At 29.3% G+C, this 15,685-nt stretch carries 20 protein-coding genes; 15 read left to right on the forward strand and 5 right to left on the reverse strand.

The window, feature by feature from the left end:
* Positions 1-15 precede the first annotated feature (15 nt).
* The 4 genes from I4V16_RS05355 (at position 16) to I4V16_RS05370 (ending at position 3,595) form a co-directional block, all read left to right on the forward strand.
* Positions 16-1,167, forward strand: coding sequence for a malic enzyme-like NAD(P)-binding protein (locus tag I4V16_RS05355; protein WP_099330099.1), 1,152 nt, complete (start codon positions 16-18; stop codon positions 1,165-1,167).
* Between the two features lie 220 nt (positions 1,168-1,387).
* Positions 1,388-2,590, forward strand: coding sequence for an alkaline phosphatase family protein (locus I4V16_RS05360; RefSeq protein ID WP_099330100.1), 1,203 nt, complete (start codon positions 1,388-1,390; stop codon positions 2,588-2,590).
* A complete protein-coding gene (locus tag I4V16_RS05365; protein WP_049179359.1) occupies positions 2,590-3,033 on the forward strand; it encodes an NUDIX hydrolase in 444 nt (147 codons plus the stop codon). Before I4V16_RS05360 ends, I4V16_RS05365 begins: the two co-directional genes overlap by 1 nt.
* 40 nt (positions 3,034-3,073) lie before the next feature.
* Positions 3,074-3,595 (forward strand): hypothetical protein, encoded by a 522-nt coding sequence (locus I4V16_RS05370; protein ID WP_099330101.1) that lies wholly within the window; start codon positions 3,074-3,076, stop codon positions 3,593-3,595.
* A gap of 42 nt (positions 3,596-3,637) precedes the next feature.
* Here the strand turns inward: I4V16_RS05370 and I4V16_RS05375 are convergent, their stop codons facing one another.
* Positions 3,638-3,817, reverse strand: coding sequence for a hypothetical protein (locus I4V16_RS05375; RefSeq protein WP_049179357.1), 180 nt, complete (start codon positions 3,815-3,817; stop codon positions 3,638-3,640).
* 149 nt (positions 3,818-3,966) lie between these two features.
* Between I4V16_RS05375 and I4V16_RS05380 the strand changes: the two genes are divergently transcribed.
* Both I4V16_RS05380 and I4V16_RS05385 read left to right on the forward strand, forming a co-directional pair.
* Positions 3,967-4,581, forward strand: coding sequence for a hypothetical protein (locus I4V16_RS05380; protein ID WP_099330102.1), 615 nt, complete (start codon positions 3,967-3,969; stop codon positions 4,579-4,581).
* Position 4,582: 1 nt separating this feature from the next.
* Positions 4,583-5,128, forward strand: coding sequence for a hemerythrin domain-containing protein (locus I4V16_RS05385; protein WP_027098463.1), 546 nt, complete (start codon positions 4,583-4,585; stop codon positions 5,126-5,128).
* A 13-nt stretch (positions 5,129-5,141) separates the two neighbouring features.
* Here the strand turns inward: I4V16_RS05385 and I4V16_RS05390 are convergent, their stop codons facing one another.
* Positions 5,142-5,567 carry a ferritin family protein gene (locus tag I4V16_RS05390; protein ID WP_099330103.1) on the reverse strand — a complete coding sequence of 142 codons (426 nt, stop codon included), beginning with the start codon at positions 5,565-5,567 and terminating at the stop codon, positions 5,142-5,144.
* A 72-nt stretch (positions 5,568-5,639) separates the two neighbouring features.
* The gene (locus I4V16_RS05395; RefSeq protein ID WP_049179353.1) at positions 5,640-5,819 is read right to left on the reverse strand and encodes a hypothetical protein; all 180 of its coding nucleotides are present in this window, start codon (positions 5,817-5,819) and stop codon (positions 5,640-5,642) included.
* A 181-nt stretch (positions 5,820-6,000) separates the two neighbouring features.
* Between I4V16_RS05395 and I4V16_RS05400 the strand changes: the two genes are divergently transcribed.
* Entirely contained in the window at positions 6,001-6,561 is a 561-nt protein-coding gene (locus I4V16_RS05400; protein WP_049179352.1) for an ATP-binding protein, read from the forward strand.
* A 49-nt stretch (positions 6,562-6,610) separates the two neighbouring features.
* On the opposite strand, the gene I4V16_RS05405 is transcribed toward I4V16_RS05400, so the two are convergent.
* Positions 6,611-6,928 (reverse strand): DUF5661 family protein, encoded by a 318-nt coding sequence (locus tag I4V16_RS05405; protein ID WP_049179351.1) that lies wholly within the window; start codon positions 6,926-6,928, stop codon positions 6,611-6,613.
* Between the two features lie 122 nt (positions 6,929-7,050).
* Between I4V16_RS05405 and I4V16_RS05410 the strand changes: the two genes are divergently transcribed.
* The 5 genes from I4V16_RS05410 (at position 7,051) to I4V16_RS05430 (ending at position 13,711) form a co-directional block, all read left to right on the forward strand.
* Positions 7,051-8,769: an oleate hydratase gene (locus tag I4V16_RS05410; RefSeq protein ID WP_049179350.1), complete on the forward strand. Its 1,719-nt coding sequence runs from the start codon at positions 7,051-7,053 to the stop codon at positions 8,767-8,769.
* 196 nt (positions 8,770-8,965) lie between these two features.
* Complete coding sequence (locus I4V16_RS05415; RefSeq protein WP_049177035.1) at positions 8,966-9,241, forward strand: metalloregulator ArsR/SmtB family transcription factor; 276 nt, start codon at positions 8,966-8,968, stop codon at positions 9,239-9,241.
* 12 nt (positions 9,242-9,253) lie between these two features.
* The gene (locus tag I4V16_RS05420; RefSeq protein WP_099330136.1) at positions 9,254-10,573 is read left to right on the forward strand and encodes an MATE family efflux transporter; all 1,320 of its coding nucleotides are present in this window, start codon (positions 9,254-9,256) and stop codon (positions 10,571-10,573) included.
* Complete coding sequence (gene gshAB / locus I4V16_RS05425) at positions 10,566-12,884, forward strand: bifunctional glutamate--cysteine ligase GshA/glutathione synthetase GshB (protein WP_195542362.1); 2,319 nt, start codon at positions 10,566-10,568, stop codon at positions 12,882-12,884. Before I4V16_RS05420 ends, gshAB begins: the two co-directional genes overlap by 8 nt.
* A gap of 362 nt (positions 12,885-13,246) precedes the next feature.
* Positions 13,247-13,711, forward strand: a complete 465-nt coding sequence (locus tag I4V16_RS05430; RefSeq protein WP_099330134.1) for a YbaK/EbsC family protein — start codon at positions 13,247-13,249, stop codon at positions 13,709-13,711.
* Positions 13,712-13,769: 58 nt separating this feature from the next.
* On the opposite strand, the gene I4V16_RS05435 is transcribed toward I4V16_RS05430, so the two are convergent.
* Positions 13,770-14,222: a GNAT family N-acetyltransferase gene (locus I4V16_RS05435; protein ID WP_049177031.1), complete on the reverse strand. Its 453-nt coding sequence runs from the start codon at positions 14,220-14,222 to the stop codon at positions 13,770-13,772.
* A 140-nt stretch (positions 14,223-14,362) separates the two neighbouring features.
* Here I4V16_RS05435 and I4V16_RS05440 point away from each other — a divergent pair, with 140 nt between their 5' ends.
* From I4V16_RS05440 to I4V16_RS05445, 3 genes are all read left to right on the forward strand, one after another.
* Complete coding sequence (locus I4V16_RS05440) at positions 14,363-14,677, forward strand: DUF1648 domain-containing protein (protein WP_049177030.1); 315 nt, start codon at positions 14,363-14,365, stop codon at positions 14,675-14,677.
* Between the two features lie 96 nt (positions 14,678-14,773).
* Positions 14,774-14,908, forward strand: coding sequence for a hypothetical protein (locus I4V16_RS17580; protein WP_271805723.1), 135 nt, complete (start codon positions 14,774-14,776; stop codon positions 14,906-14,908).
* 79 nt (positions 14,909-14,987) lie between these two features.
* Positions 14,988-15,656, forward strand: coding sequence for a DNA-3-methyladenine glycosylase (locus tag I4V16_RS05445; protein ID WP_099330133.1), 669 nt, complete (start codon positions 14,988-14,990; stop codon positions 15,654-15,656).
* The last annotated feature ends 29 nt before the right edge of the window (positions 15,657-15,685 follow it).

Consider the following 15,685-nt stretch of genomic DNA (forward strand, 5'->3'; position numbering starts at 1 on the left):
TTTAGAGGTGGTATTTTGAATATATATGAAGAAGCTTTAAAGTTTCATGAAGAAAAGAGAGGTAAGGTAGAAGTAACTTCAAGGGTTAAGATCCAAAATGAAAGGGATTTAAGTTTAGCATACACACCAGGTGTAGCTGAGCCTTGTAGAGAAATACATAAGGATGCAACTAAAGCCAATATCTATACAAGAAAATGGAATACAGTTGCAGTTATATCAGATGGTACAGCAGTATTAGGACTAGGGGATATTGGTCCTTTAGCAAGCTTACCAGTTATGGAAGGTAAGTGCGTACTATTTAAAGAGTTTGGAGATGTAGATGCGGTACCAATAGTGCTAGATACTAAGGATCCTAATGAAATAGTAGAAACAGTTAAAAGAATAGCACCTTCCTTTGGTGGAATTAATCTAGAAGATATATCTGCACCAAGATGTTTTGAAATTGAAAAAAGATTAATTGAGGAATTAGATATTCCAGTATTTCATGATGATCAACATGGTACAGCTATAGTTGTTTTAGCAGGACTTATAAATGCTCTAAAAATAGTTAACAAGAAGCTAGAGGATTTAAAGGTTGTAATTAATGGTTCTGGTTCAGCTGGAATTGCTATAGGGAAGCTTTTATTACATTCAGGTGTGAAAAATCTTGTTATGTGTAATATAAATGGAGCAATTTATAGAGGAATGGATTATGAAAACTCTTCTATAGAAGAAATAGCTAACATAACTAACCCTAACAATGAAAAGGGAAGTCTTTCTAATGTTATTAAAGAAGCAGATGTATTTATTGGAGTTTCTGTAGGAAATATTGTTTCGAAGGATATGATAGAATCTATGAACAAGGATGCTATAGTTTTTGCTATGGCAAATCCTGAACCAGAAATAAATCCAAACCACGCTAAGGAAGCTGGAGCAAGAATTGTAGGTACAGGAAGAAGTGATTATCCTAATCAAATTAATAACGTCCTTGCTTTCCCTGGAATTTTTAGAGGAGCTTTGGACGCAGGAGCTAAGAAGATTACTACTGAAATGAAGCTTGCAGCAGCTTATGCAATAGCAAATGAGATTTCTGATGATGAGTTAAATGAAGAAAATATTATTCCAAAGCCATTTAAAGAAGGCGTAGCTATGAAGGTAGCTGAAGCTGTGTTAAAAGAAGTAAAATAGAATAAAAAAGATAAGAAAGATAAAAAAGATAAGAGAGATAAAGAGATAAAAAAGATAACAAAGATAAGAGATATATAGGGATTATGAGGAGAAATTGCTTGCAATTTCTCTTTTTTAATTATAAAAATACTGATTTAACATCAAAAAAATTATATACTTAATACATTAGTAATATGTAAATTTTGGAGGAGTTATAAATAGTTAAAGGTAGGTATTGAATATGACTAAGGATTTTGTTTTTCCAGATTATAATGGGAAAAATTTTATAAATATAATTAATTCAATTAAACATAATTATGGCATAAATGATGGGATGACTTTAGAAAATAAGAAGATAAAAAAAGTACTTTTAAACAAGGAAAAGGTTGTTTTCATTTTAGTTGATGCTTTTGGATGGAAGTTTTATAAGGGTGTAAGAGAGGACTCCAAGTTCTTTAAGGAAATAAGAAAACATGGAATAGAAGAAAAGATAACATCTCAGTTTCCCTCAACTACTACAGCTCATGTAACATCAGTAGTTACAGGGAAGGATGTTTCTACTCATGGATTTTTTGAGTGGTTTACATATGACTCTAAGATAGATGAGGTTTTTACACCATTTTTGTTTGACTATGAGGGTAAAGAAGAAATTTTGCCAAAGGATAACCTTTTTAAAGAGCTTAAAGAAAATGGGGTATCTAGCACAATTATTACACCAAGTTATATCAATAATAGCTATTATTCTAGAGAGCTTTTTAAAGATGGAAAGGTAAAAGGTTATGAATCAGTAGAAGAGATGTTTAATATACTTCTTCAAGGGATTAAAAAGGATAAGGGTAAAAACTTTTATTATATTTATTATCCCCAAATAGATTCAATTGGTCATGAATATGGAATGAGTTCTTATAAGGCTTATTTTGAAATAAATAATTTTATTAAAGCTTTAGATAATTTTTATAATAATGTTCTAGATGAAGGTGTAAATGAAGGGACTTTTATTTTATCAGCTGATCATGGACAAATGGAGATTAAAGATAAGATTTATTTAAATGAATTAATCCCTAACATAGAAGAATATATGATTAAGGATTCTAAAGGAAAAAGTATTGTTCCTGTTGGGTATAATAGAGATATGTTCCTTTATATAAAGGAGGAATTTGAAACATATGTGTACCAATTCTTAAAAGAAAAGTTAAAAGATAAAGGGGAAATATATTTAGTTAAGGACTTAATAGATAAAGGCATATTTATAAATCCATCAGAAACCTTCTTAAGTAGGGTAGGTAATATTGTTATTATCCCTTATGATGGATATGGAGTATGGTGGTATGAGAAGGGTAAGTATGAGATATCCTTAAAGGGATCCCATGGTGGTCTTACAAAAGATGAGATGGAAATACCATTATTAATTTATAATTTCGAAAACTTAGGATGTGATAAGTAATGAATTATGTTAAATATTTAAGAGAATATATTGGGCATAAGCCTGTAATATTAAACGGTACTTCTGTAATAGTTCTTGATAAAGAAAATAGGGTTTTACTACAAAAAAGAACATATCCTCAAAAGAACTGGGGACTTCCAGGTGGAATAATGGATATGGGAGAAACTATTGAGGAAACAGGTATAAGAGAAGTTTTCGAAGAAACAGGATTAAGGGTTTCTAATTTAAAATTAGTAAATGTATATTCTGGAGAAGATTTTTATATGAAACTTCCAAATGAGGATGAGTTTTATCTTGTTAATGCAGTTTATGTCACAAGAGATTATGAAGGAGAGCTACAAGTAGACAATGAAGAAGGAACTGAATTGAAATTCTTTCCTATTGATGCTTTACCAGAATATATGGTTAAAAGTCATAGAAGATTCATTGAAGAATTAAGCTAAGATAAGAAAAATAACATATAACAAATTGGGGTGAGGGGCAATGAAAAAGAGTATTACGCCACTAGAGTACAAATATTCATTTGGAGGTATGATAACAGGAGGAATTTTGCTATCAATAATGTCTATTTTTATGACTATAGTTAGCATATTTTCTAAATCTGATTTAGATGGTGATTCACCTGCTACATTCATACTTATTACTTTTGTTTCAGCAATTATTTGTTTAATAATAGGAATTAAGAACAACCTTCATATAAGAAGGATGAGGTCTTGGAGAAAGCATATGCTTACTATGCCTTCTGTAGAGGGAAAAATTATAGAGAGCAGAATAGTAAAAAAGGATATCTTAGGTAAGTATAAGAGTCAGCTTAATGTGGTAGATGCTACTGTTAGTTATATACTATTAGTTAAATATTCTAATCCATATACTGGTGAAACATATACAATTGAAAGTGATAGATATGATAAGAATCCTAAGTATTTTTTATCTAATGATAAGTGTAAGGTACATATAGACAAACATACATCAAGAGTTATAGTGGATGTATCAAATCTTAGTTAAGTTATTAAAAAACAAAAAACTTTGCAAGCTTAGCAAAGTTTTTTATTTTTCATCAACTAGTTTTTTAATTCCATAGAATACGAAAGCACCAACGCCTAAGTATAAAACTATTTTTATTATAGTAGCCACTGTTCCTATAAGTGCGCCTAAAACAATACCTATAATTTTAAGTGCTATAAGACCTAGTAAAATCAATCCCGCAATTTTTAAAATATTTGACACCTTAGTTACCTCACCTTCTAGTTTATAATTTTATTATAATAGCTTGTACATTCAATCTCAATAAAAAAGAATGTATTATTGTAACTTTTGTTACAGACACTTATAGTAGTATTATTTATAATAAAAACAAAAACGGAGGAGAAAAGGATATGAGTTTATTTTTAGGAAAAATACATTATTGGTTATTTAATAAAATCAAATGGTTTGAGGGAATAGAAGATGAGCTTTTAAAGCTTGATTCTACATTTAATATAGAAGAATTAGACAAAATTTATGGAGAAAGAACTCCTAATAAACCTTTAGAAGATATAATAGATACAAGTAATATTCATGGATGGTTACAAGAAAGAATTATAATAGCTGAAGGAAGAAATGCCTATATTACAAAGTATTTAGTAGATAAAGGATATTTAAGTTCCATTGAAAAAATATATGAAACCCAAGGAGAGAAGGCTGGAAAGGCAGTAAAATCTAATACTTCTATAAATGATGCGAGAGAAATCTTCACTGAAATGAATAACTATATTCTTGATGGAATGCCTTGTGATAGAGTAAATGAAATTGTAGAAAACTCTGAAAATAAGGTAGTATGGAAAAGAAGAATATGTGTTCATAAGGATATTTTTGATAAAGTTGGATTGGATGTAGGAGTGTTTTATTCATTAAGAGAGAAGTGGATTAAAAGTTTTGTAAGTGAAATAAATTCTGATTTTGAATATATCCACAATGAAGATGATACTATGGAAATCAAAAGGAGAGGATAAAATGACAGCAATAGAAATTATGATGGAAGAGCATGAAAACATATGTAGAATGCTAAAGGTAATAAGAAAAGAGTGCATGGGTATTTTAAAGGGTGATGATATAAATTATGAGCATTTTAATATGATTATAGGATTTATAAGAAATTATGCAGATGGACATCATCACAATAAGGAAGAAATAATACTCTTTAATAGAATGGTTGAACATTTAGGAGCTTTAGGAGAAAAGACTATTAAGAATGGAATGCTTGTGGAGCATGACTTAGGAAGGTTATATGTTAATTCTCTTGAAGAGGCTTTAGTAAAGGTAAAGTCAGGTGATGAAGAGGCTAAGTTAGATGTTATTGCAAATGCTATAGGATATTCAGATTTATTAGAAAGACATAAGACAAAAGAAGATAATGTGATTTATAAATTTGCCGAAAGACAATTATCTAAAGAAATAATGGAGCAAATTGATAAAGAAGCATTAGAATATGAAGAGAAGAACGAAAAAGTAAAAGAAGAGAATTTATTAATATTAAAAAAGTTAGAATGCCTAAATTAGGCATTCTAACTTTTTATAATCTTTTTAATAATCCATTTAACATAGATGCATGTCTTGCTTCATCTCTCGCAGCATGGTCAATAAATGTATATAACTCTTCAAGTCCTGCATCCTTTGCTTTTTCTGCTAAATCTGCCTTATATTTATTTGATCCAACTTCACCATTTATCATTTGAGATATGTTCTTTTCAGTGGAGTCAGAAACCTTCCCCATAAGTTCAGCATATTGAGCTGCATGTTCTGCTTCTTCCCATGCAATAACTTTTAATACTTCAGCAGCTTCAGCATATCCTTCTCTTTGTGCCACTCTTGCCATTGCTAGATATAGCCCAACCTCTGCAGTCTCACCAGTAAATTGACCATTTAAACTAGCTTTAAATTCTTCATTATCTTTAACAAGACCTAATTCATTTACTTTAGCAAATTCAAGTTTATTCATTAAAAAAACCTCCTTTAATAACTACTTACCCTATTAGTATTCTCTATTGAAATAAAATTATATTAGGTAAATTTATATATCATCAACATCAGTTTCTTCACCATATCTTACAGTTCCTTCTGAAGAAAAAGTATCTCTTGGATCCTTTTCAATAAAATATCCATCATTGGGTTCCCTTGATGGTTTTGCATACTTGGTAGAAGACTCCATCTGAACATTAGTTAAATCTTTTATTTTTTTCATTTTAGACATAATAATACCTCCTTTTAATATAAGGTAACCATTTGTAAAAACATATATTAAATAGAATTTAATAATATTTAACAAGTTATTTTGTAAGCTATTATTGTAGGATTCTACAAAAAATGCTATAATTCAATACGTGAGCGCAAAAATTAATGCAATTTAAAATATACTAGAGGTGAAAATTCAAATGAAAAAATTAATCTTAGTAACATCTCCACCAGCATGTGGAAAAACTTTTGTATCAAGAGAAATAGCAAAGGCACTACATAACATTGTTTATTTAGATAAGGATACAGTAATACCTTTATCTAAGCAAATATTTAGAGTAGCTAATGAAGAAATTAATAGAAGTTCAGACTTTTTTGAAGAACATATCAGAAATTATGAATATGAAGTTACTATAGACTTTGCATTAGAAGCATTAGAATATAATGATACAGTTCTAATTAATGCACCTTTTACAAGAGAAGTAAGAGATGCTGAATATATTCAAAATTTAAGAGACATGCTTGCAAAAAAAGATGCTAAACTAGTAATAGTTTGGGTTGAAACTGATAAGGAAGTTTGTCACCAAAGAATGATTGAAAGAAATTCAAGCAGAGATACTTGGAAGCTTGCAAACTGGGATGAATACATTGCAGGATGTAACTTTACAAGACCTGATATTGATGATTTAGTAATATTCAAGAACTCTTCTACAGAAGAATTTAACGAATCAATAAAAACTATAGTTGAAACTTTAGGTTAATATTAAAAAGGTTGTACCAATATGAAATAATGGTACAACCTTTTTATGCTTATTTTTTACTCCAATAAGCTTTTGCTTCATCCTCTAACTTTTGCAGTCTTACATAATAATCAGGAAACTCATATAAATGAGCTAATGCAATTTTACCTGTTAAAATTGGATCATTATTAGTTACATTTGTATTAGGAAATCTTGTTCCATGTTCTAACTCGACATTTATCCCTTGAAAAAAGTCATTTAAAGTAAACTTTTCCTTTGAAAAATCAATATTTAGTTTTTGTGCAATTTTTTTTGCCTCTTCTAAAGTAAATGATGTTTTTTCTTTTTCACCTCTAAAAGACATAAGAACCCATTCTCTATGTTTCATATGAAAAACTCCTCTATTATTTTAAATTATTATATGATTCATTTAAGTTTTAGTGATGTATTTAATAGAAAAAACTGGGCAACATATTATGGAAATACTTATGAAAGGGTGAGAAAATATCCATGAAAAAGAAAAAGAATGAAGTAAATCCTTTAGTTGTTTTTGGTAGTTTAGCTGGTGCTACAGTTTTTGCATATTATATCGCTAAGAAATTTGGAGAGAAATCTTCAATGTGTAGTGTACAAGATTACAAGAATCATTATGGAAAAGAAGTTTATTTTGTAGGTGGAGGGCTAGCATCATTAGCTGGTGCTACTTATTTAATAAGAGACTGCAACATGCCAGGTGAAAATATTCATATACTAGAGGGTATGCATATTTTAGGTGGAAGCAATGATGGAGCTGGAGATGTAAGAAATGGCTTTATAGCACGTGGTGGTAGAATGTTGAATGAAGAAACTTATGAAAATTTCTGGGAACTATTTTCTAATATTCCATCCTTAGATTTGCCAGGTAAAAGTGTAACTGAGGAAATACTTAACTTTGATCATCTTCATCCAACCAATGCGCAAGCTAGACTTGTTGATAAAGATGGCAATATATTAGATGTTACTTCAATGGGATTTAGCACAAAGGATAGACTATTGCTAGGTAAGCTTATGATTACACCAGAAAATACCCTAGATGATTTAACTATAGAGGATTGGTTTAATGACTCTCCTCATTTCTTTACAACAAACTTCTGGTATATGTGGCAGACTACCTTTGCATTCCAAAAGTGGTCTAGTCTATTTGAATTTAAGAGATATATGGAGAGGATGATATTCGAGTTCTCAAGAATAGAAACTCTAGAAGGGGTAACTCGTACACCATATAATCAATACGAATCACTAATTATGCCTATAAAAGATTACTTATCTAAAAATGGAGTAGATTTTTCAATTAATGCAAGAGTTTATGATTTAGATTTTAAAGAAGGTAAGGGTATTACTGTTACTGCTATGTATGTAGAAAATGAAAAAGGTAAGGGTAAAATTCAGTTAAACCCTGGAGATGTATGCATTGTAACAAATGGTTCTATGACAGATAATGCTACCTTAGGTGACCTTAATACTCCGGCTTTATATAAACCTAATAATCCAATGTCAGGTGAACTATGGAAAAACATAGCTAAAAAGAAAAAAGGCCTTGGAAATCCATCGCCATTTTTTGATTATCCAGAGGAAACTAACTGGGAAAGCTTTACTGTAACTATGAGAGGCAATAAGCTTTTAAAAATGATAGAACAATTCTCTGGTAATGTACCTGGTAGTGGTGCATTAATGACTTTTAAAGATTCAAACTGGTTAATGAGCATAGTTGTTGCAGCTCAACCTCACTTTAAAAATCAGCCACTAGATACCACAATTTTCTGGGGATATGGCTTGTTTACTGATGTAGAAGGTGACTATGTAAAGAAAAAGATGAGAGATTGCACTGGAAAAGAAATATTAACAGAACTTCTTCATCATTTACATTTTGAGGATAAAATAGATGAAATAATGGAAACAGTAGTTAATGTAATTCCTTGTATGATGCCATATATAGATTCACAATTTCAACCAAGAAAGATGAGCGATAGACCAAAGGTTGTACCTAAAGGCTCAACAAACTTTGCTATGATTAGTCAATTTGTTGAAATTCCTGAAGATATGGTTTTTACAGAAGAGTATTCTGTAAGAGCTGCAAGAATTGCTGTTTATAAATTATTTGGTGTTAAGAATAAAAAGATAATTCCAGTTACTCCATATAAGAGAAATCTTAAGGTACTAAGGAAAGCTCTTGTGAAAGCATATAGGTAGGTAAGAAGGTACGAGGTACTAGGTAAAAAGATAATAAGTATAATAAAGATAATAAGGATAAGAGAAATAAGGCAGAATTTTAAAATATAATGAATAATATTATAAACATATAGACATTTATCTATATGTAGAATAAAATATAAAACATATAGATGATTTTCTATATGTTTTTCTTTTTAAGTATAGGAGGGATATAGTGAATAATATTTATGGGGAATATGCTTTAATTTTTAAGGCCTTAAGTGATTCAACTCGTCTTGAAATATTAGAAATGATTAAAGATAAGGAGTTGTGTGCATGTCATATATTAAAAAAGTTTAACATAACTCAACCAACTCTTTCTTACCATATGAAAATATTAAAAGATGTTGGCCTTATTAATTGCACAAAGAATGGCTCTTGGATGCATTATTCATTAAACGAGGAAACAATCATTGAATTAGAAAGTTTTTTTAGGTCTTTAAAGAAATAAAAAGGAGTGTATATGCAAAAAATAGATTTAACTAAGGGGAAGGTAACAAAAGTCCTATTAGCTACAGCAATACCTATTATGGGAAGTTCTCTTCTACAGTTTACTTATAATCTTGTAGATATGCTTTTTGTTGGAAGGCTAGGAAGTGATGCAGTGGCAAGTGTTGGATCTTCAAGCTTTTTTATAGGGCTTGGATATTCTATAAATGCTATTGTTGTCATCGGTACAGGGATTAAGGTTGCTCATTCAATAGGAAATAGTGATGAAATTAAAACAAAAGGATATATTAATTCTGGACTTATACTAAATTTTATAATTGGATTAATATATTCCTTGTTTTTAATCTTTCTTGGTAAGGAGTTAATATCCTTTTTAGATTTAGGAAATCTAAGGGTTGAAAGAGATGGATATATATATTTAGCTCTTAGTGCACCAATGCTTTTCTTTGCATTTTTTAATTTGCTGTATACTAGAATATTATCTAGTTATGGTAATAATAAAATTGCACTTAAGATTAATGCTGTTGGGGTTCTAACAAACATTATTTTAGATCCAATCCTAATATATACTTTGGGTTTAGGAGTAAAGGGAGCAGCCATTGCAACCTTAATATCAAATGTATTAATGTTTGCACTTTATAATATAAAATCAAATAAAATTTTATATTATGATTTTAAAATAAAATATAGTTTACGAAAGATAATAGAGATAATAAAGCTTGGTTTTCCTATGTCCTTTCAAAGAGTGCTTTTCACTCTTGTAAATATTTCTCTTGCAAAGATAATAAGTAACTTTGGGTCAGAGGCTATAGCGGCACAGAAGATTGGACTTCAAATAGAATCCATTACCTTCATGGTTATAGGTGGACTAAATGGTGCTATTTCAAGCTTTGCAGGTCAGAATTTTGGTGCAAAAAAATATAAAAGAATCTTAGAAGGATATAATAGTGCATTAAGAATAGGATTAATATATTCCTTGTTTATGGCATTAATTTTTATATTTATCCCAGGTTCTCTAGTTAGTTTATTTATTAAGGAGGATAATACTGCAAGTATTGCATGTGGATATCTACAGATAGTTGGATTATCTCAGTTATTTAGCACTATTGAAATGGTATCAAATGGTTTGTTTACAGGAGTTGGTAGGCCTAAGATACCAGCTACAATAAGCATAATATTTACGGTTTTAAGGATACCAATGGCATTAGTATTTATAAGAAGTATTGGTGTTAATGGGATATGGTTAAGTATTGCACTATCAAGTGTTTTAAAAGGATTAACAGCTTATTTATTATATACAGTTACAGTTAGGAAGGAGTATACAAATGCTTAATACATTTAAAGCTCTTTTCACTTCAGATGAAATCTTAAGAGGAAACTTTGGAGTTGAAAGAGAAGGTCTTAGAGTTGGCGTAAAAGGAGAATTATCAAGAAATAAGCACCCAAAGGTGTTTGGAAATAAAATTATGAACCCATACATTACAACTGATTTTTCAGAAAGTCAATTAGAGCTTATAACCCCAGTGTTTAACACTTCAAAAGAGGTATATGACTTTTTAAATGCTCTTTATGATATAGTTGCCCTTGAAATAGGAGATGAATATATTTGGCCAGAATCTATGCCTTGTGTAATTCCAGATGATAGGGAGATTCCTATAGCAACTTTTTGCAAATGTAAGCAAGGTGAAGAGGCTAGAGCATACAGGGAAGAACTTTTAAGAAAGTATGGTGGAAAAATTCAATTAATATCTGGAATTCACTATAATTTCTCATTAAATGATGATGTTTTAAATAAACTTTATGAAAACTCATCTAAAAAGGAAGATTTTAAAACTTTTAAGGATAATCTTTATCTAAAAATAGTAAGAAATTACTTAAGATATAGATGGCTTCTTATTTATCTTTTAGGTAGCACAGGGGTAGTTCACTCTAGCTATAAGGGTGAGTGCCTAAAGAAATTAGACAATATTTCACAGGGGGCATATTCCTGTGAAGGTATAGTTTCTTATAGAAATAGTGATTGTGGATATGGTAATAGAATAACTTTATTTGCAGATTATACTTCAACAAGAGAGTATGTAAATAGTGTAAAGAGATTTATTAAGGATGGTTTAATTCAAAGCCCTAAAGAATTCTACAATTCAGTTAGACCTAAGGGTAAGAACCCAAATAAAATATTGGATTCTTTATTAGAGGAAGGTATCCAATATCTTGAATACAGAAGTATTGATATTAATCCTTTTAGTAAGGGTGGTATTTCCTTAGAGGATTTAGAGTTTTTAGAATTATTTAATCTTTATCTTTTATTTAAAGAAGAAAGTGATTATAAGGATTGGCAAATAGATGGCCTTGAAAATCAAAAGAATATAGCTAGAAATGGTGGCTTAGATATAGAACTTATACGTGATGGTGAAAAAGTTTCTAAGGTTCAATGGGGATTAGAGATATTAAATGAAATTAGAGATATTAATCATATTCTAAATTTAGGTAAAGGTGAGTTAATAGATGCTCAAATTGAGAAAATAAAGGATTATAAAAAGACAAACACCTATAGATTTATTGAATTAGTTAAAGAAAAAGGATATATTGATTCTCACTTAGATTTATCTAAAAAGTATAAGAAAGAAGCTTATGCTAAAAGATTTAATTTAAAGGGCTTCGAAGATATGGAGCTTTCTACTCAAATATTAATGAAGGAAGCAATTAAAAGAGGTATTAAATTTGAAGTTTTAGATAGAGAAGATAATTTCATATCCTTAGAAAAGAATGGGAAGCTTGAATACATAAAACAAGCTACTAAAACCTCCGTAGATAATTATGCAACAGTACTAGCTATGAATAATAAGGTAGTAACAAAGAAAATTCTAGATAAAAAAGATGTAAGAGTTCCAAAGGGAGAAGAATTTACAAGCATTGATGAAGGTATTAGAAGAATAGAGAAGTATGTAAACCTTCCAGTTGTAATTAAACCTAAATCAACAAACTTTGGTCTTGGAATATCAATATTTCCTGATGGAGGAGGCAAGGAAGACTTAACTAAAGCCTTAGATTTTGCCTTTTCAAAGGACAATACAGTTCTTATAGAGGAATTTATTAAGGGAAAGGAATTTAGATTCTTAGTAATTGGAGATAAGGTTTCAGGTATTCTTCATAGAGTCCCAGCCAATGTTAAGGGTGATGGAAAACATACAATTGAGGAACTTATAGAAATAAAAAATAAGGACTCTTTAAGAGGAAAGGGGTATAAAACTCCACTTGAGAAAATAGAAATTGATACCTCTGCACTTTTATATCTTAAAAACCACAATAGAGATATATACACTGTTTTAAAGGAAGATGAAGTGGTATTTTTAAGAGAAAATTCTAATATAAGTACTGGCGGAGATAGCATAGATTTCACAGATATAATTCCAAATAGGTTTAAAGAAATAGCAATAAAGTCCGCAAAGGCTATAGGGGCAAAAATTTGTGGTGTAGATATGGTAATAGAGGATTATACTGATGAAAGATCTAACTATGGAATTATAGAACTAAACTTTAACCCTGCTATTCATATTCATTCTTATCCATATGAAGGGAAGGAAAGAAATGTAGCAAAGGATATACTTAATCTTTTAGGATTTAAGGAAAGTAAATGTGATTAAAATTATTTAATAGTATTAAATGGTGAAATATAAGTTAAAGGGGAATTTTTTAATAGAACTCCTCTTTAGCTTATTTTGTTATACTTTAATAATAATTACTGGTATTGCATATATAATTGGTAAAGCATACTTAGATGAGGCAGAGTATAGATTTCATCAGCCCTAAGGAAGAACTTTATAATATTTATAAAAGTAACACAACAAATATTATGTAAAGTAAATTGTGAAATTATAAAGAAAACACTGTAGAATGTGTTTTCTTTTTGTTTTATAGAACTTAACTTTATTTGAATTTATTGACATTTATTGGACTTAGAGTTATTATTCCTTATTATTAAGTAACAAGGAAGGAGTTATTTTATATGGCTATAGAAGAGGTAAGAGATTTTTTAAAAAGTTATGGAAAAGATAAATATATAAGGGAGTTTGATACCTCAAGTGCTACTGTAGAACTTGCTGCTGAAGCATTGGATGTTGAACCTGCTAGAATTGCAAAGTCTTTAACTTTTAAAAATAATGAAATGTGTATTATGGTAGTAACTGCTGGTGATAGAAAAGTAGATAATAGAAAATTTAAAGATGAATTTGGAATTAAGGCAAAGATGCTAAGTCCTGATGAGGTATATGAATTTACTGGACATAAAATTGGTGGCGTATGTCCCTTTGGTATAGATTTAGATAAGGTTCAAGTATATTGTGATAAATCAATGGAGAGATTCCAAACAGTTTTTCCTGCCTGTGGAAGTAGTAATTCTGCTATAGAACTTACTTTAGAAGAGTTATTTAAACTATCTAATGCCTTAAAATGGGTAGATGTTTGTAAATAATGCAAAAATAAAGTAGAAAGAAATACTTATATTAATAGTATTTCTTTCTTATATAAGATTAAATATATTCCATTTCAATAAGCTCTAAATCTTCATCCATATATGTCTTTATAGAAGTAAAGCCAACATTTCTATAGCAATTTATAGCTCTTTGATTCCAAGTAGCTACTTGGAGTTTAATAGGTTTATCTCCATATTTAATTTTACACATATCTATTGCCATATTAAGTATTTCTTCTCCTATGCCTTTACCGCATTTATTTGGTTTAACTCCAATTCCTACTACGATATCTGTAGGAAAATTATCTATCCTTGTAAATCCAATTAATTCATCATTAGAATTTAGATATGCATTGTAAAGCTCTTTTCTTAAAGCATCATCGCATAATGCATAGTTATTATTTTTCATCTGTTCCCAACTAGGAAGATTATAAATACTACATTCATCTTCATATTTCCAAGAAGCGATCTCCTTAGCTAAATCTTTACTCATTTGTTCTCTTTTAATCATAATTATATCACCCAACCATAAATGTATTATTATGATTATAACTCCATCTAAAATATAAAACAAATCTTAAAACTACTTTCATATTGATAAACTGTTATAGTAGTAGTAGAATAAAGGTAACAGATTTAGGAGGGGTTATGATGTCTTTTTTGTTAAATGAGAAATTACAAAGTAAAATAAATTATGGAATAATAGGCCTTACTATAATCATTAATGTAATAGCCTTATTTTTTCTACCTAAGGAGATGGGAATACATATAAATACTCAAGGAGAAATAGATTCTTCTATTAGTAAATATATAGGTATATTAATAGTACCAATAGGAATGGCTTTACTATCTTTTTTGCAAAAAAATAAAGCTATAGAATCATCTAGAAAACTTGTGTATTTAATAACAAATATTATATTATTTTTTGTAAATGGATATATGCTGTTTTTTAATCTGACTTTATAATTTAAATCCATTAATATCATAGGTTATATATAGACTTTTGGTACAAACTATTATTGTAAAGAAATTTGCAAAAATAATTTGTAGGAGGTCTTAGTTATGAAAGCTAAAAGAAATATGAAAACTATGATGAAAAAGGCTGCCAGAAAAGCAAATCTTCTTATGGAAATGGGAGAAGATATGATGGATTTAATGATGAAAGCAAGAAGATATAAAAGAATGACAAAAAAATAGATTATGTAAAGAAACTCAAGTTTTAATTTGGGTTTCTTTTTATGTTTAGGTTATACTATAACTTAACGGAGGTGACACTATGATTATTTTAAATGAAAAATTTTATGGGAGAAGAACCTTAGATGTCGCTGTAGATTTACTAGGAAAATATTTAATCCATAATATAAATGGCCAATTAGTTGGAGGTAAAATAGTTGAAACAGAAGCTTATACTGGGGTTACTGATAAAGCTGCTCATGTATATGGTGGAAGAAAGACTGAAAGGGTACTACCTATGTATGGAAGGGCAGGTACTTCCTATGTCTATAGAATATATGGAATGTATAACTGTTTAAATGCAATAACTGAGAGGGAAGGTGAACCTCAAGGAGTGTTAATACGTGCCGTTGAGCCTTTAATAGGATTGGATTACATAGCTAATATGAGATATAAAAAGAATTTTAATGAATTGGATAAAAAGCAAAAATTAAATTTAACCTCAGGACCTTCAAAGCTATGCATGGCTCTTGATATAGATAAAAGGTTAAATAATATATTATTATTTGAAGGTGATTTATTTATTTGTGAACTTGATAATGAATTGAAAGCTTTATTTCAAATAGAAGAAGCAAAAACAGGAGATATAATAAAAAGTAAGAGAATAGGAATAGATTATGCAGAAGAAGCAAAAGATTTTTTATATAGATTTTATTATAATGATAATCCATATGTTTCTAAAAAGGATAAAAATGGCATAAAATTATATTAGTATTAATAGACTAATATGAAACAATCCTT

Source organism: Clostridium sp. 1001283B150210_160208_E6, from assembly GCF_015669365.1.
Taxonomy (GTDB): Bacteria; Bacillota; Clostridia; order Clostridiales; family Clostridiaceae; genus Clostridium; species Clostridium paraputrificum.